Origin of the sequence: Reinekea marinisedimentorum, assembly GCF_004341165.1 — a bacterium.
Lineage (GTDB): Bacteria > Pseudomonadota > Gammaproteobacteria > Pseudomonadales > Natronospirillaceae > Reinekea > Reinekea marinisedimentorum.
The window spans coordinates 1-17,753 of sequence record NZ_SLZR01000010.1 but is presented as its reverse complement, the minus strand read 5'-3'; the positions used below and the strand labels follow the sequence as shown (position 1 = coordinate 17,753).

14 protein-coding genes and 2 pseudogenes are annotated in these 17,753 nt (G+C 48.7%); 12 read left to right on the top strand and 4 right to left on the bottom strand.

The genetic code is table 11. The features are described 5' to 3' along the window. Window positions 1-33 precede the first annotated feature (33 nt). From BCF53_RS12070 to BCF53_RS12055, 4 genes are all read right to left on the bottom strand, one after another. A complete protein-coding gene (locus tag BCF53_RS12070; RefSeq protein WP_132701996.1) occupies window positions 34-636 on the bottom strand; it encodes a Maf family protein in 603 nt (200 codons plus the stop codon). After that, window positions 636-1,130 carry a rod shape-determining protein MreD gene (gene mreD, locus BCF53_RS12065; RefSeq protein ID WP_132701995.1) on the bottom strand — a complete coding sequence of 165 codons (495 nt, stop codon included), beginning with the start codon at window positions 1,128-1,130 and terminating at the stop codon, window positions 636-638. Before mreD ends, BCF53_RS12070 begins: the two co-directional genes overlap by 1 nt. Next, window positions 1,123-1,938 carry a rod shape-determining protein MreC gene (gene mreC, locus BCF53_RS12060; RefSeq protein ID WP_243645826.1) on the bottom strand — a complete coding sequence of 272 codons (816 nt, stop codon included), beginning with the start codon at window positions 1,936-1,938 and terminating at the stop codon, window positions 1,123-1,125. Before mreC ends, mreD begins: the two co-directional genes overlap by 8 nt. A 128-nt stretch (window positions 1,939-2,066) precedes the next feature. Further along, window positions 2,067-3,104, bottom strand: a complete 1,038-nt coding sequence (locus BCF53_RS12055) for a rod shape-determining protein (protein WP_132701993.1) — start codon at window positions 3,102-3,104, stop codon at window positions 2,067-2,069. Window positions 3,105-3,349: 245 nt separating this feature from the next. On the opposite strand from BCF53_RS12055, the gene gatC reads away from it, so the two are divergent. From gatC to BCF53_RS19450, 12 genes and pseudogenes are all read left to right on the top strand, one after another. After that, complete coding sequence (gene gatC / locus BCF53_RS12050) at window positions 3,350-3,637, top strand: Asp-tRNA(Asn)/Glu-tRNA(Gln) amidotransferase subunit GatC (RefSeq protein WP_132701992.1); 288 nt, start codon at window positions 3,350-3,352, stop codon at window positions 3,635-3,637. Between the two features lie 12 nt (window positions 3,638-3,649). Then, on the top strand, window positions 3,650-5,110 hold the full coding sequence (gene gatA / locus BCF53_RS12045; protein WP_132701991.1) for an Asp-tRNA(Asn)/Glu-tRNA(Gln) amidotransferase subunit GatA: 1,461 nt from the start codon (window positions 3,650-3,652) through the stop codon (window positions 5,108-5,110). Next, a complete protein-coding gene (gatB, locus tag BCF53_RS12040) occupies window positions 5,110-6,543 on the top strand; it encodes an Asp-tRNA(Asn)/Glu-tRNA(Gln) amidotransferase subunit GatB (protein ID WP_132701990.1) in 1,434 nt (477 codons plus the stop codon). Before gatA ends, gatB begins: the two co-directional genes overlap by 1 nt. Before the next feature lie 166 nt (window positions 6,544-6,709). Then, window positions 6,710-8,569, top strand: a complete 1,860-nt coding sequence (locus BCF53_RS12035; RefSeq protein ID WP_132701989.1) for a sensor domain-containing diguanylate cyclase — start codon at window positions 6,710-6,712, stop codon at window positions 8,567-8,569. A gap of 178 nt (window positions 8,570-8,747) precedes the next feature. After that, window positions 8,748-10,898, top strand: a complete 2,151-nt coding sequence (locus BCF53_RS12030) for an adenosylcobalamin-dependent ribonucleoside-diphosphate reductase (protein ID WP_132701988.1) — start codon at window positions 8,748-8,750, stop codon at window positions 10,896-10,898. Between the two features lie 11 nt (window positions 10,899-10,909). After that, window positions 10,910-11,599, top strand: coding sequence for a TSCPD domain-containing protein (locus tag BCF53_RS12025; protein WP_132701987.1), 690 nt, complete (start codon window positions 10,910-10,912; stop codon window positions 11,597-11,599). 167 nt (window positions 11,600-11,766) lie between these two features. Next, window positions 11,767-13,041 (top strand): site-specific integrase, encoded by a 1,275-nt coding sequence (locus BCF53_RS12020; protein ID WP_132701986.1) that lies wholly within the window; start codon window positions 11,767-11,769, stop codon window positions 13,039-13,041. After that, window positions 13,034-14,551 carry a tyrosine-type recombinase/integrase gene (locus BCF53_RS12015; protein ID WP_132701985.1) on the top strand — a complete coding sequence of 506 codons (1,518 nt, stop codon included), beginning with the start codon at window positions 13,034-13,036 and terminating at the stop codon, window positions 14,549-14,551. The genes BCF53_RS12020 and BCF53_RS12015 overlap by 8 nt, the downstream gene beginning before the upstream one ends. 3 nt (window positions 14,552-14,554) lie before the next feature. Further along, window positions 14,555-16,702, top strand: a complete 2,148-nt coding sequence (locus BCF53_RS12010; protein WP_132701984.1) for a hypothetical protein — start codon at window positions 14,555-14,557, stop codon at window positions 16,700-16,702. Then, a complete protein-coding gene (locus BCF53_RS12005; protein ID WP_132701983.1) occupies window positions 16,695-17,192 on the top strand; it encodes a hypothetical protein in 498 nt (165 codons plus the stop codon). The genes BCF53_RS12010 and BCF53_RS12005 overlap by 8 nt, the downstream gene beginning before the upstream one ends. 5 nt (window positions 17,193-17,197) lie before the next feature. Beyond that, window positions 17,198-17,437 (top strand): annotated as a pseudogene (locus BCF53_RS19455) (VPA1267 family protein); the annotation flags it as partial. Between the two features lie 56 nt (window positions 17,438-17,493). Beyond that, window positions 17,494-17,658, top strand: a pseudogene (locus BCF53_RS19450) (IS21 family transposase); the annotation flags it as partial. Window positions 17,659-17,753 lie beyond the last annotated feature (95 nt).

Genomic DNA, 17,753 nt, shown 5'->3' with positions numbered 1-17,753 from the left:
TTTTTATTCGGCCTGACTCAACAAGCTACAGAATTAAATATCCGCCATTTTCAGCTGACCGTTCCACACAGGAACATCAGCCTGGCCCAACAATTTTGCCGTTTCATGCAATGGCAGCCCAACCACGGCGGTGTAGCTGCCTTCAATTTTCTCTACAAATACCGAGCCCAGGCCCTGAATGCCGTATCCACCGGCCTTGTCTTTGGGCTCTCCGGTTTTCCAGTAGGCGGCAATCTGCTGCTTTGACAGGTTAATAAAGCGTACCCGGGTTTCAACACAATCGACGAAAACCTGATTTCCGGAAACCAGGGCAACCGAGGTCAGCACCCGGTGATCGCGACCGGAGAGCAGATTCATCATGCGGCTAAAGTCCGCTTCATCGCAAGGCTTACCGAGTATTTCCTCACCGGCAACGACAGTAGTGTCAGAACCTAGCACCCAAAGATCGCCGGCAGCCTGCCGGGCATGAACAGCTTCGGCCTTTTCCACCGCTAAACGGCTGACGTAGGCATCGGCCAACTCGCCGGGTTGAACAGTCTCGTCAATATCGGCACCGGAAACGGTAAAATTCACCCCCAGTACCGAGAGCAGTTCACGCCGGCGCGGGGAATGGGAGGCAAGAATAAGCTGAGCCATTATTGAACCCTGAATCGAATTTGTAAGGTGCGGTTAATACCGTACACCCATGGCCAAAGAATGGCGGAAGTTAATGCCGGCCACATGTGCAGTTGGCCGGAAACAGTCGACATAACAGCGCCTTTAAGCCATGCGGCAATAATATGGCTGATGCCGATCACCAAAAATATGACCAATGCCTGCTGCCCGAGCGGGTACATCTTTAATCGCGCATGCAGCAATAAAATGGTGTATGCCAAACAGGAAAAAACCGCGCCATAAAGGCCAAGCGGCGTGCCAACCAGGGAATCGTACAGCAGCCCGACACAGAAGCTGACCAAAACGCCAAAACGCTCCGGCAATACCAGCACCCAGAAAACGACCATCAGGCTTACCCAATCCGGGCGGGCAATTTCAAACCGCCCCGGCAACGGCAGCGCGGCCAGATAAAACGCGATAAAAAAGGTAATCGGAATGAACCACAGCCCGTGGGCTGGTCGTTTATTGTCACTCATTAGATTCTGGCTCCTGCTGTTGCTGAAAAACCATCAGTAGGCTGCGGGCCTGACCCAGCTGCGCCAGCGGTCGGGCGCGAACGTGTGCGAAGGATTCACCCGGGTCATGCTCAATGGCGATCACCTCGGCCACCGGGTAACCCGCCGGGAATCGGCCTCCCAAGCCGGAGGTAACCAGCATATCGCCGATCTGAATGTCCGCTGTATCGGTGACATATTCCATTTCCAGAACGTCCAGATCACCGGTGCCCACCACAACACTGCGCATGCCATTGCGATTCACATAGACAGGCACGGCAAAGTTCACATCGGCAACCAGGGCGATGCGCGAGGTGAGCGAATCAACCTGCACGACAATACCAAACAGGCCATCGGCATCGACAACAGACTGGCCAACGTAAATTCCTTCCTGCGCACCACGGTTCACAATCACCTGAATACTGAACGGATCCGGATCAACACTGATCAGTTCTGCGGTAATAAAGTCATTATCCAGGCGGGAGGTGGCATTCAGCAGGCGGCGCAGGCGCTCGTTTTCAGCCTCTAATACAGAAAGCTGCTGAACCTTCTGCTGCAGAACCAGAATCTGGCTGCGTGCCCGACGGTTGGAATCAAGCAGTTCGTTGCGTTCAGAAAAGGTTTCAGACGACCACTGCACAACATCACCCGGCAATGACACCAGCGACCGCACCGGGGATACCACATAAGAAAGCGACTGCCGCACCAGGTCCACCTGCGCAAAGCGAAGGTCTACAAATATAAACAATATGGAAAGAACCAGAACACTGGCAAAGCGGTAGCCGTGCACCGGTCCGGCGGTGAAAAGCGTCTTAATAACGTGCTCTCCCTACTTCTCAATCGTTACCTGCAACAAGGCCCTGCTAAACAGGGCCTTGAATAACTCTATATGCATTAGCTGCAATTGTAACGGATTGCTTACTCGGCACTCAAAAATTCAAATGTCCGTTCATCCATCATCTCCAGCGCACGACCGCCGCCACGAGCAACACAGGTCAGCGGCTCTTCAGCAATCAGCACCGGCAGACCGGTTTCTTCAGTCAGCAGGCGATCGATATCGCGCAGCATTGCACCACCACCGGTTAAGACCATACCAGTTTCGGCAATATCGGAAGCCAGTTCCGGCGGCGTTTGCTCCAGAGCACTCTTAACGGCCTGAACAATCTGCGACAGGCTTTCCTGCAGCGCTTCCAGCACTTCGTTGCTGTTCAGTGTGAAGCTGCGCGGAATACCTTCGGCCAGGTTTCGGCCACGCACATCAATTTCACGAATCTCTGTACCCGGGTAGGCACAGCCGATTTCAATTTTTACGCGCTCAGCGGTGGCTTCACCGATCAGCGAGCCATAGTTACGGCGAATGTAGGAAACAATCGCTTCATCGAAACGGTCACCACCGACACGAACGGATTCACTGAAGACGATGCCGTTCAGCGAGATCACGGCAATTTCCGTGGTACCACCACCGATATCAACCACCATGGAGCCACGCGCTTCTTCCACCGGCAGGCCGGCACCGATAGCTGCCGCCATCGGTTCTTCAATGAGATAAACCTCACGGGCACCGGCATCAAAAGCCGACTCGCGAATAGCTTTGCGCTCTACCTGGGTAGACTTACAAGGCACACACACCAGCACTCGCGGGCTTGGTGCAAACCAGCTGCTCTCGTGTACCTTGGCAATAAAGTGCTGCAACATTTTTGCAGTGACATGGAAATCAGCAATAACGCCATCTTTCATCGGGCGGATGGCTTGAATACTGCCAGGCGTACGGCCCAACATACGTTTTGCTTCTTCACCAACAGCAGCTACGGTTTTCTGCGCGCCGGTCATTCGGACCGCCACTACAGAAGGTTCGTCCAGGACGATATCCCGATCACGAACGTAAATAAGAGTGTTTGCCGTACCTAAATCGATCGACAAATCACTGGAAAACAGACCACGGATTTTTTTAAACATTTTGGAATCGCTTTAATACAGAAGGTGACTGGTATAAAACAGCCCCGCAATGTAACAACGGCGGGGTTTTTGGGCAAGGAGTAAATGTGATAACGTATGCGCCTTTCAAAGGTTTTTCACTGAAATGTGCGCAAAACATGCAGCCGCGCCAATTTCGCAATCAAAACCAATCAATACCCTGACCGGAACCTTGCTGCACAGGCTCGGGCATACCGGTTTATTTAAACTAAAGGAGATTTGCGACCATGAGCTTAGACCGCTCTCAGGTTGAATCCGTCGCCCAGTTGGCCCGGTTAAAAATTGATGAAGCCGAAATGCCAGACTACTTAAATAGCCTGAACAGCATTCTCGATCTGGTAGATAAAATGCAAGCCGTTGATACCACCGGTATTGAGCCACTGGCAAACCCTTTGGACGCAGCCCAGCGCCTGCGTGCCGATGTTGTTACCGAAACCAATAAGCGCGAGCAGCTTCAGGCCAATGCACCGGCCACTGAAGACGGTTTATTTCTGGTTCCCAAGGTTATTGAATAAGGTCGCAACACTATGGAAAACAAAACTCTCAAGCAGCTGTCTGCAGGCCTGGCTTCCGGCGAGTTCTCCAGCACCGAGCTGACACGCCACTACCTCGATAAAATCAAGCAGCACGACGGCACTTACAACGCCTACATTACCGTGACGGAAGAACAGGCGCTGGCCGCTGCAAAACAGGCTGACGAGCAGATCGCCGCCGGCAATGCGGGTGACTTAACCGGCCTGCCTATCGCCTACAAAGACCTGTTCTGCACCCAGGGCGTTCGCACCAGCTGTGGCTCTAAAATTCTCGACAACTTTGTTTCGCCTTACGAGTCCACCGCAACCGATAACCTGAACAAGGCCGGTATGGTGATGCTGGGTAAAACCAACCTCGACGAATTCGCAATGGGCTCCTCAACCGAATCCAGCTACTACGGCGCTACCCGCAACCCGTGGGATACCGATGCGGTTCCCGGCGGTTCTTCCGGTGGTTCAGCTGTGGCCGTGGCCGCTGACCTGGCGCCGGTATCACTGGGTACCGACACCGGTGGTTCTATCCGCCAGCCGGCCGCCTTCTGTGGCATTACCGGCCTGAAGCCAACCTATGGCCGTGTTTCCCGCTGGGGCATGGTGGCTTACGGTTCATCGCTCGATCAGGCAGGCCCTATGGCACAAAACGCCGAAGATGCCGCCATGATCATGAACGCACTGGCCGGCTTCGACGCCAAAGACTCCACCTCGATGGACAAGCCGGTCGACAACTACCTGGCCGATCTGAACAAGCCGATTAAGGGCTTGAAAATTGGCTTGCCAAAAGAATTTTTCGGCGACTCTCTGGACGATGGCATTCGTGCTGCCGTGATGGACGCCGTCAAACAGCTGGAAGCACAGGGCGCCATCGTGAAAGAGATCTCACTGCCCCGTACTGAACTGGCGATTCCGGCGTACTACATCATTGCTCCGGCAGAGGCCTCCACCAACCTGTCACGCTTCGACGGTGTACGCTACGGCTACCGCTGTGAAGACCCGCAGGACCTGGCCGACATGTACATCCGTTCACGCTCCGAAGGCTTCGGTGCCGAAGTTAAACGCCGTATTCTGGTGGGCACCTACGCGCTTTCTGCCGGTTACTACGATGCTTACTACCGCAAAGCCCAACAGCTGCGCCGCATGATCAAGCAGGATTTCCAGGCCGCCCTGGCCGATGTCGACGTCATTGCCGGCCCGACCACGCCTTCCCCGGCCTGGAAGATCGGTGCCAAGAATCAGGACCCGGTGGCAATGTATCTGGAAGACATTTACACCTTGTCCGTTAACCTGGCGGGTCTGCCGGGCATTTCTGTGCCCTGCGGCATGAAAGACGGCCTGCCGGTTGGTCTGCAGATTATTGGTGACTACTTCAGCGAAGCGAAGCTGCTCAACATTGGCCATCAGTTCCAGCAGGCGACCGACTGGCACACCCGCAAGCCGACCGTAGGAGGAAACAGCTAATGCAATGGGAAACGGTTATCGGGTTAGAAATTCATGTTCAGCTTTCAACCCAAACGAAAATATTCTCCGGATCCAGCACCCAATTCGGTGCCGAGCCAAACACCCAGGCCAACGAGGTTGATCTGGCACTGCCCGGCATTCTGCCCGTGGTGAATGAACAGGCCGTTGCCAAAGCTGTTGCTTTTGGCCTGGCCATCGATGCCGAGATTGGTAAAAAGTCGTTCTTTGAGCGTAAAAACTACTTCTACCCGGATTTGCCCAAAGGCTACCAGACGACACAGCTGGAAGCCCCGGTAGTTGGCCCCGGCCACGTTGAGATCACTCTGGATAACGGCGAAACCAAAAGCATTCGCATTCACCATGCGCACCTGGAAGAAGACGCGGGTAAATCGCTGCATGAAGACTTCCACGGCATGACCGGTATCGACCTGAACCGCGCCGGCACGCCACTGATTGAAGTGGTAACCGAGCCAGATATGCGCAGCGCCGAAGAGGCTGTAGCCTTCGCCAAGAAGCTGCACAGCATTGTGACGGCCATCGGTATTGGCGATGGTGACATGTCACAGGGATCCATGCGTTTCGATGTGAACATTTCCGTGCGCCCGAAAGGCCAGGAAGAATACGGTACCCGTACCGAAACCAAGAACCTGAACTCGTTCAAGTTCATGGAAGAAGCGATCGAAATGGAAGTTGAGCGCCAGATCGACCTGATCGAAGATGGCGGCAAGGTACGACAGGAAACCCGCCTGTACAATGGCGATAAGAAAACCGCACGCGCCATGCGCAGTAAGGAAGAAGCCAACGACTACCGCTACTTCCCGTGCCCGGACTTACTGCCGATCATTTTGGACGACGACTACATCGAAGCCATTCGCGCCACCCTACCGGAACTGCCGGATGCCAAAGAGAAGCGTTTCATGGCCGATTACGGCCTGCCGCAGTACGACGCCAGTGTACTGGCCGCGAGTGCAGCCATGGCAGACTACTTCGAGCAGACGGTGAAGGTTTGTGGCGATGCCAAACTGGCCGCCAACTGGTGCATGGGCGAGCTGTCCAAATTCCTGAATCAACAGGAGCTGGATATCTCTGCCTGCCCGATCCCACCGGAAAACTTCGGCCAACTGCTGGCGCGCATCAAAGATGACACCATCTCCGGCAAGATCGCCAAGCAGGTATTCCAGGCCATGGCGGAAGGTGAAGGCAGTGCGGATGAAATCATCGAAGCCAAAGGCCTGAAGCAGGTGACCGATACTGGCGCTATTGAGGCCATGGTGGATGAAATCATTGCCGCTAACCAGGCTCAGTTTGAAGAGCTCAAAGGCGGTAAAGACAAGCTGATGGGCTTCTTTGTTGGCCAGGTGATGAAAATCTCCAAAGGCCAGGCAAACCCTGGGCAGGTGAACCAGATTCTGAAGAAGAAGATCTCGGAATAAGCACTCTAAATAGGCCGGCACATGCCGGCCTTTCCTTTTAATCAATTCGAACAGCGATCCAGCATTTTTTTTAGATATATTTCACATTCTGTGGCTATACTTCCACGCTGGAACAGCCAAGCGTCAGCTTGTTGTATGTAATCAAGGATCGGATTGAGTATTACCTTTGCTGCAATTATATCGCCCGTTCACCACCCTTTTATTCTGCATACTTTGCCTTCAGGCCTATGCCAGCAACACCCAGATTCCGCAGATTGATGCGGCAGACAGCGCCTTTCATGGCCGGCTCAGCCTGAGCGGCACATGGGCACTGGTGCGCAATGACTGGCCAACCCTGAAAGACATCCAACGCGGTACATTCACCACCGAAAACATCGAAATACCCGGCTTTCTGCATGCCGGTACCGGCGAACAGAGCCATGGTCACAACACCTTTCTGGTAAGAATCAGCAACCTGAATCAAACCTTTGTCAGCCCGGCGGTTAATATCTACGAGTTACGGGAAGCCTGGCGAGCCTGGTGGATTGACGACTCCGGCGAATACAGCTTTCTCGGTGAGTCGGGCAAGATATCCAAAACACCGGCAGACCAGCAGCAGCAAACTCAGCCTTATCTGCTGGAGTTCCCGAGCGACAGTGCCAGTGGCACGCTGGTGATCTATCAATCCAGCCATCACCTGTTCAGTACCGGCATTACCAGCGAGTTGACCGTTACTGAAAAAGATGATGCTCTCAGGGCTATTCTCACCGACCTGGCCGCCCGCTTTCTGTTCTTTGGCGTTGGCCTGTTTGTGATCATCCAGAACCTGGTGTTCTTTGCCCAGCGGCGCAAAGAAACGGTGCTGCTTATTCTGGCCGCCTTCGCGTTTATTACCCTCGCCCGTTCGGCGCTGTCTTCCGGTTATGTTGATTACTTCATTAATCAGCCCGGTTTCTTTTTCTATTCCATACGGCTGGAATACATTCTAATCATCTTCCCCGGCATTATGGCGCTGCAGCTGATTCTTACGGTCTTTCCCATAGCACAGAGCAAGCCCATGCTGTACGCAAGCTACCTGCTGTTAGGTATGACCATACTACTAACCAGCCAAATGTCGGTTACCCAAATGACTCAGTACCTGCCGGTGTATCAGGCCGCGATTTTCGTCATTGGTCTGACCTGTATTGCGCTCATCTGCCGAGGCCTGCTTCATAAGGCCGACGGAGCTCGCAGTTTCCTGCTCGCCTTTACGCCCATCATGATAGCAGTGGCTAACGACATTATTGCCAACCGGTCACCTCACTACAGCTTTTACTGTGCTGATTACGCCATCTTCATCTTTCTGTTCCTGCAGTCACAGATTCAGGCCTCGCGCTTTGTCAGCGCCCTGGATACCGCCGAACACCTTACCGAAAACCTGCATGAAGAGGTGCGCATCAAAACCGAAGAGCTTTCCCGACAGAACAGCCTGCTCACTGAAAAAACTCAGGATCTTGAAAAGCAGCACAGCCAGATCAAGCTGCTTTCCGAAACCGACCACCTGACCGGATTGTACAACCGGCAAACGCTGGAAAGCCATGCCAAGCTGATGATTCAGCTGGCGTTTACCTATAATCAGCCGCTATCGCTGGTCATGATGGATCTCGACAATTTCAAACAGATTAATGACCGCTTCGGGCACATGGTGGGCGATGAGTGCCTAATCTTCACCGCCTCTTACCTGCGCGGCTACAAATTGCGCAAACGCGATATTCTGGCCCGGTTCGGTGGCGAGGAGCTGGTCATCATACTCAACGATACCAGTCTGGAGGTTGCCCGTGAGATCACTCAGGCGCTTTGTGAAGGCCTGGCCAGCCAGCCGGTGACCGGCGACCACCCCGATATTCACCTGACAGCAAGTTTTGGCATAGCCGAGCTGCACAGCAGCCGCTCAAGCAATCTGAAAGACCTGTTCCGTTGTGCCGATCTGGCCCTTTACCGTGCTAAACAGAATGGACGTAACCGGGTTGAAAGCTATCGTGCCAATCGCCCGGCGATCAAACTGTGATAGACGTCTCGACCTAAAAAATACCTGTTTTGGCCAAACCAGCATGATTACCGGCCTTGAAAAAAGTCAACCATCTATCGTAAGAAATAACCCTTTCACCACTACAAATTGTGCTTTAACATTCGCGCAAACACTATAGCTAGTAATTGGACAACAATTCAGAAAGGGCCTTTGAACCATGACCGGAAACACTCAACTGGAACATGACAACTGCGTCAAAATTGCTCATCAGGATGCATCGATCGATATCTGGGATGCTAAATACCGCCTTAAAGACAGTCACGGAACGGCTGTAGACGACGATTTGCAGGCCACCTTTGCGCGTGTTGCTGCCGCACTGTCTTCCGTTGAAGTGAACAAGAAAAAGCAGGACGAGTGGAACAAAAAATTCCTTTGGGCGTTGGAAAACGGCGCAATTCCGGCCGGGCGTATTGTATCTAACGCCGGTGCACTGGAGCACAAACCCGCGACTTCCACCATCAACTGTACTGTTTCCGGCACCATCGAAGATTCTATGGATGGTATTCTGGAAAAAGTTCACGAAGCCGGCCTGACACTGAAAGCCGGTTGTGGCATTGGCTACGAATTTTCCACCCTGCGCCCGCGTAACGCCTTTGTTTCCGGTGCAGGTGCTTATACCTCGGGTCCGCTGTCGTTCATGGATATCTATGACCGCATGTGCTTTACCGTCTCTTCTGCCGGCGGTCGCCGTGGCGCTCAGATGGCAACCTTCGACATCAGCCACCCGGATGTGATCGACTTCATCCGCGCCAAGCGTGAAGACGGCCGCCTGCGTCAATTCAACCTTTCGCTGCTGATCACCTCAGAATTTATGGAAGCCGTGAAGGATGATGCCGACTGGCCACTGGTCTTCCCGGTTTCGGAAGCGGAAGTAAAACGCGACAAGCTGGATACCAGTGATCCAACACAGGTTATCTGGAAAGACTGGCACGTTAAGAACGGCTACATGACCAACAATGAAGGTGAAGTGGCCTGCCGCGTTTACCGCGTCATCAAGGCTCGTAACCTGTGGAACGTCATTATGACCTCCACCTACGATTTTGCCGAACCAGGCTTTATCCTGATCGACAAGGTCAATGAATATAACAACAACTGGTTCTGCGAAACCATTCGCGCCACCAACCCTTGTGGCGAACAGCCGTTGCCGCCTTACGGCAGCTGCCTGCTGGGCTCCATTAACCTGACCCAGTTTGTGGAAGAGCCGTTCACCGAAAACGCCAAATTCAACTGGGATAAGTACCGCGAAGTGGTGAAAATATTCACCCGCATGCTCGACAACGTTGTTGAGATTAACGGCTTACCTCTGGAAGGCCAGCGTAACGAAATTATGAACAAGCGCCGCCACGGCATGGGCTATTTGGGCCTGGGCAGCACCATTACCATGCTGCAGATGCGCTATGGCGATGCCAATTCCGTAGCTTTCACAGAAGAAGTGACCAAGGTCATGGCCGTGGCCGGCTGGCAGACTGCGCTGGATCTTTCCAAAGAGAAAGGCGCCGCTCCGATCATGGATCAGGAGTTCGAGATTACTCATGAAATGGTACGCGCCCGTCCGGAACTGCTCAAAGACGGTTACCAGGTAGGCGACAAGCTGGCCGGTAAAATTCTGCACGCCAAGTACAGCCGCTACATGCAGCAGCTTTCCGAAATTGAGCCGGAACTGGTCGACGAACTGGCCAAAACAGGTGCACGCTTTACACACCACTCGTCGATTGCGCCAACTGGCACCATCAGCCTTTCTATTGCCAACAATGCCAGCAACGGTATTGAGCCAAGCTTTGCGCACCACTACAGCCGCAACATTATCCGTGCCGGTAAAAAATCGAAAGAGAAAGTCGATGTGTTCTCGTTTGAACTACTGGCTTATCGCGAACTGATCAACAGCAAAGCAATGCCGTTCAGCGAAGACCCGGAAGCACAACTGCCGGAATACTTCATTGCTGCCGATGATGTAACACCAACCCAGCATGTAGATATTCAGGCCGCTTCGCAGAAGTGGATTGATTCCTCCATCTCGAAAACGGCGAACGTACCAACCGATTACCCGTTTGAAGATTTTAAAGACATCTATCTATACGCTTACCAGCAAGGCCTGAAGGGTTGCACAACCTTCCGCTTCAATCCGGAAGCCTTCCAGGGCGTACTGGTGAAAGAGAAAGATCTGGAAAACACAACTTACCGTTTCAACCTTGAAGATGGCAGCACCATCGAAGTTAAAGGTAACGAAGAAGTTGAATACGATGGCGAAACCCACACCGCCGCCAACCTGTTCGATGCCCTGAAAGAAGGCTACTACGGTAAGTTTTAAGGAATACTCAGATGAAAAAAATTGAAAAGAAAATTATCGGTTTTGAAGTTTTAACCGAAGAGAAAAAGGCCAAGGCGGCAGCTGCCAAAGCTGAGGCTGAAAAAGCCTCTATTGTACAGATGCACGAATCCGTGGAGCGCCCGGACATGCTCATAGGTTCAACCTATAAAATTAAAACCCCCATGTCTGAGCACGCCATGTATGTGACTATTAATGACATGCTGCTTAACGAAGGCACCGAGCACGAACAGCGCCGACCGTTCGAGATCTTCATCAACTCGAAAAACATGGAACACTATCAATGGGTCGTGGCGTTAACGCTGCTGATCTCTGCCGTGTTCCGCAAAGGCGGCGACATCACCTTTATCGTCGACGAACTACGAGCGGTGTTTGATCCTCAAGGTGGCTACTTCAAACGCGGTGGCAAATTCATGCCGTCACTGGTAGCTGAAATTGGCGACGTGGTAGAAAAGCACCTGAAGTCAATCGGAATGATCAAAGACGACAGCCTGGATGAACACCAGAAGAAACTGATCGAAGAAAAGCGTGCCGAGTACGAAGCTAAAAAAGCCGACAACTCAGAAGAAAGCAGCGAGTTCCCGGCGGACGCTCAGCTGTGCAAGAAATGTAATACCAAGGCGGCCATTGTTATGGATGGCTGTTTAACTTGTTTGAACTGCGGCGATTCTAAGTGTCAGTAATGGCAAGAAAACTGTAAAGATAAAACTTAGTTTTTTCACAACAAGCAACTCAAAAGCCCTTTAACTATATGTTTTAGGGCTTTTTTTTGTTTTAACTGCTCGCTGAACAACTATTGAACAAATACATCTTTTGTGGTACAACTTATGTAAATATATAAGAGCGAGTTATGGCAGAACAGCTTGATTCATCACCTTTAGGTTTTCGCATTCAGAGATTTTTATCAGGAGATAAGGTTAGATTTCTTGTGCAAAGAGATAGCGATAAATCTATTCCTTTAGCCTTATCCATTCTTGAAGCCCACCTTTCATACAAAACCGATTCCCATAACAGTGTGTATGACAATTTGTACTGTTTAACGTTTCTTTATGCCTGGGCAGATAAATTCAACATAGATATTGATAAAACTACCTTAAAAGGTGATTTCTTAAAGCCAGCTCAAGTAAACCATTTCTCTTTTTGGTTAAAGAATCGAGGCAAGAGAACCCGAAACAAAGGCCCTATTTCTGTTCAAGTAATCAACAGAGTTTTAACCTACTGCAAAGGATTTTTCGTGTTTTTTGCTACCCAGTGCGCCGAAATGGTTGAGACTGGAATTGAGCGAGCCATCAAACATAAGAGCTACTTGGACTACATAGACCATCAGTTTTCGGATCAAAAGGTAAAAGAAAGGGTCAAACGTGTAGCAGACGATCTTTCTGAAGAAGATATATACCTCATTGAAGATTACTTGAGACCAGACAAGAGAGTTAAGAACTGCCCAAAGGTATCAAAAGCTCAGGTAGTTAGAGACTATTTGTTTTGGCGTTTCGCAATTGAGTTTGGCCTACGAGAAGGAGAAATCCTAGCGCTTAGGCTAGAAGACCTTCCTACTAGGCAATCCAATTCAATAAAAATTGTGAGGATAGAAGATCGAGGTTCAGATTATATTGATCCTAGAGGGCAGTATGCACCTAGACCGAAAACTCTATCGAGAGAATTGGGGTTCGTTCTAAGCAACTCCCCTATTCCTCATTTGATCAATGAATATACAACGAAGTACCGAAAAAGAAAGGTGCTTAAACACGGAAGAAAAGTCTTTGAATGGATCATGGATAAACCAGCTTTTCTATTGCTGAGTCATCAACATGACAGGGGCGATCCATTATCAGTAGCAGCAGCACAGGATATTGCAGATGATATAAGAGTAAATACTGGAACTAGTTTTCGATGGCACTTGGCTCGACATGCTTTTTTCAATAGAGCATATTCTGGTCTGCTTGAGATAAAGGACAAAGACCCTACCCAACATGATGCCCGATTAGAAGATTTAGTCTATTGGGGCGGATGGCAAAGTTCAGACAGCCTTCAGATCTACGTTAATAGAGCTAGAAGAAATAGAGCAGAAACAGCACTTTCTATCTATGGAAGCAGGCAAAACTGGGGTGCTTTAAATCATGAATAAGCCATTAACTTACATCCCTGAATATGATCATTGGACTAATGAACGGGGAAATCTGTTCATTAAGAGTGAATTTGATCCAGGTTCTCCAGTTTTTATCGATGTATCCAGTGATTACTGGGAGTTTGGCGGATATATTAATTGGGCTGAAATTGACCTTCCTATAATTCTTAAGGATGCAGCTAAGGCAGTACTAAAGCAAAAATTAAAGTCTGTTAGTTCACATTACGTCGATAAATACCGGTTAATGCTTGAAGATATTGCGTCGAACATAAAAAGTGATCACATAGCTTTTGATGCTTCAGATACAAACCGTGTGCTGCATATATGGGAATCACTTAAAACTCCATCTAACAGAATTTTTTTTCGTGAAATGTATGGCCAAATGGCTAAGGCAGGCATGTTGGATGCCAAAAATTCAATATATCTGAAATTGAAACAAACAAAAGCAAGAAAAAATGTCCGGTCCCTCAAAGATGTACTCAATTGGCATCCAACAAAAGGTGCTCTAACCCCTGAAGAAGAGAACCTTATCAGAAACCATCTCGAAAAAGCCCCCCGTAAAGATAACAAAACCTTCGGTGTTAGTTTGTTTGGTTGGTTGCTGTTCGCAACCTTAAAACGAGGAAAGCAAATCCGAGAATTAAGAAGGGACTGTCTTAAATGTATTGAAAATGATGGCATCAAGCAGCACTTTGTCCAAATTAAACCAGTCAAAGCGCAAACTGGTGACCCTCTGCGCCTTTGGCCTATCCCTGAAAAACTTTATGAGGCAATGGTTGAATACTCAGAAAAACCTACCGTAAAGGCACTTCAAGAAGAGCATGATAGATTTCTGGTGATTAAGTGTTCGGATCTCAAAAAAACAGGGGTTATCCCTCAAGCAATAGCAAAAAGTATGCTAACTACATACTGCAATAAAATTATCAGCCCTAGAACTAAGCAACCGATTCACGTAACTCCCACACGTATTCGCCACACTGGGGCAACTCGAATGGCCTACTCCGGTGTCTCTAGGGATATTATTGCTGAAATCTTAGAACATGATGACCCTTGTTCCTGCCAATCATATATCGATGCCATTGGGTCTGAACTCTGCCCACAGATTAATACTGCGGATAGAAACATGGGAAGTTTCTTCAAAGAGCTAAACCAAGTGTATTTCAATGGGAAGATTGTTGATGAACTCAGTGATCAACCAGTATTGATTCCTACTGTCAGCAAAGATCAGCCCATTCCGCTCTTTGTAGGGTCCTGTGGGCGCAATACTGTCAAAGAGGGCAATTGTCATAAGCATCCATTTATCGGCTGCTACAACGGCTGTCCGAGTTTCCTAGCATGGAGAGAAGCAGATCATCGAAAAGCCCTAAACTATATCGAAACCGAGATAGACCGTTGGAATAAAACAGCTGTTGATGAAAAGACAGCAACAACCATCAAGGAATTTGAAGCAGTGAAGGACAACATCCTGACTGTAATAGCCAATATTGAATCCAATACAAAGCAGGTGTAGAGAATGAGTTCTAGTGCTGTATTACTTAATTTTCTTCATAAAAATGAAGCTGATAATGCCCTTGTCAGTATTTCCTCTCGATTAAATGACGCTTTACCTCCTGGAGTCTCATTCACAGATGATCAGTGGAACATTATTGACTGGTTCAAACGACCAGGAAATTCAAAAGTGCGCAACCTTGATTTTTCACTTATACAGAATCAAGAGTTAAAACTAGCAATTAAGACTTACTTGGTCGAAAAACGGCTTTTATCGTACCAAGAAGGAAATGGGCTAGCTGCAATACTTCCACCACTTTGCCTAATTGACGAAGCACTAGGTGCAAGACCTTTTAATAAAATAACTAACGCAGTTTTTGAGGAAACTCAAGAATTGATACAGCAGAGATATAATAAGTCAGTTCCTTACCGTATGGCTGGTTATTTAGAGCTTTTTGGTAAATGGTTGGCTATTAATTTTGGCTTACGTATTACATACACCAAAAAACTCAATAGCAATTACTATCATGGAAGAAAAGCAACGGATGAAGATAGAGAGAATAAACTCATACACCCTCATATTCTTGTTGACCTAATTAACGCCAATCAACGTGAAGACTTGATAGAAAGAGATAAATTTTATTTGTCAGTGTTTACGTTATTGATTGGAACAGGTTTCAGAATTAATGAACTTGCAACTCTACCTGAAGATTCCCTTATTGAAGAAGGAGACAGACTTGGAATTCGGTTCTTCCCAGAGAAAAAACCAAAGTTAGATGTTCGCTGGATTCCGAATGACTGGCATGAAACAGTTAAAGATGCCTATGAGCGAATTCTCCGACTTACTGACTCTGGGCGTACATTAGCAGCAGAAAAACGTAAGAGTCCGGGATTAGATTGGACTCGGATCATGCAAGACCCTGACGCTACCCGATACTTTGTCATTGAGTTCTGCCATCAATGGACGAGCAATCTTGATCATCATCTGCTCATTCAAGGAAGAGCATGGTTCCAGTCAGAACGACGTTACATTGATATTATTTCCCTTATTGGCGAGTTAGGCTCAAAATCAGCCGCCTCTAGACTACTTAAAGTCTCAAGACATACGGTGGATTACCTGCTTGACTGCCAGTTAAGAGCTGGACAAGGACTATTGCCCAGAAAGGCACAAGGTCGTTGTAAGGGCGAAAGAACTGATTGGGATACGGATAGTCGTGTTATCTCTATGGCAAGACTGTTTGAACATACAAATATTTCTAAATTCACGAACAAGGAATGTCATGAGATTGCTATCAAGCTAATTGAAGATGCAAGGGACAACTATCAACTCAAAGGAAAAACCTATCCATTACCGGAATCTAATTCAAAGTTAGAAAAACAATTTCAACGAAAAGAAAGGCCGATCATTAAGGATGATGAAGAAAATGCAGTACTTTGGCCTGAAGAGGCTCTTTTGGTCATCCCTAAGTACTCGCTAACCAGCAAACGGCGAACTAAGCACAACGAATATTATTTTGTGAGTGATGGAGGAATATCACGTTGGCTATGTGGAGAACTTCGCTCTCTTGGCACTGGAAAAGAAGAAGATAGTGTATTCAGCCGGCTGAACATTATCGATCCAAAAACAGAGGCAATTGCAAAGTTTACCAGCCACGACATTCGTCATTGGTTAACTACCTATTACCTTGAAGGGGGAATGCCTAGCGAACAAGTTGCGCTGTTGTTTAATCGATCTGAGGCTCAAAACCATGTTTACGATCAAACTCTATCAACAACAAGACTAAAAAGCCTGAAAAACTCTATCAAAGAAGGTAATGCTATTGGTCATGTAGCTGATACTTATAGCAATATCGCCACCTACTCTCGCAAGCAGGCTGAAGAATACCTAGAGGCTTGCACATTACAAATGAACTTAATGCCTCATGGCGGCTGTTCTCTTAACTGGGGAATGGAAAGCTGCCAAAACCATAATGCCTGCTTTAACAGTCCTGAAGGAGTCTGCAAGTCACTGTGCCTTGACCTTAATGATCCCGAAACGAAGAAAGAAGTTGTCCAACTGCATAAAGAGGCTGCAAGTGCTCTGCTGTACATTCCAGAAACTTCCCCACAGCACAGCCACTACCAGAGCATTAAACAGAATATTGAGTCTACAGGGGTTTTAAATCATGAGTAAAGTCGTACAACTCAGAGGGCAAAACTTACTTGATGCAATAGAGAAAGCACTTATCGACCTTTCTGATAGTGATCAAAAGTATGTCTACAATGCCTCAGAATTAGCTCGTAAGATCGGCTGTAGTCGCCCTACCCTTAACAGTAAGAAGGAATTTATTGATTCGGTACTCGAGAAGATAGGGGCCGCTAAACGCTTAAAGCGGGAACACCCCCTGTTAGAGCAGCTACACATGAAAATTGAGAAGCTAGAGGCCGAGAAAAAAGCTCTGGAAGAGGATTTGAATGCACTAAGGCAGAACCACGCAGACATCTTTACTCGCCTGTATAGGCATTCTAGTGAGATGTCAGCTCTGATACGACCTATCGCAGAAAACGATTCTATAGCCGCAGGCAAATGCATCTTGTGCTCACAGAGTATTGACGAAGGTATTGATTTCAAAAATAGAAGCACCGTCTTTTCAATTTCCCGAAATGACAACGTTAAGGACTAAAAACTGTGAGCAATATCAACGGGCAGCAGAAAACACAGCAGAATCTCGCTGCCTTTAGGTCTTGGGTTGCAACTCAGCCTGATTCTGACATCAAGCAAATCATCTTCAGAGGCCAACTAGGCAGAGGTAAAATAGCCAAAGTTATCGGCTGCGGTAAATCTGCATTGACTCAAAACCTAGCCCTAAAACAAGAGCAGGCAAACCTAAAGACAGAACTACGCAATAAAGGGGTTCTTCCAGAACTAAGTAAGACAGCGAAAGAAGGCGCCACAAAGCCGAATGAGTATGACAACACTGTAACGGCCCAACGCTACCGATTGTTGATCCCACCACTGGTGAGATCCGCAACGCCCAGATCTTTGTTGCCGCTATGGGTGCATCTAATTACACCTATGCCGAGGCAACCTACAGCCAAGGCCTGCAGGTTTGGTTAAGCAGTCACGTTCGGCTGTTCGACTTTTTAGGGTGTTAGACGTCAATTACTTTGTCCGGTCCGCGACAACTATGATGGCCGGTTAGGTGTCGTTACTTCTATGACCTTTGATTCGTTTTAACTGTTGC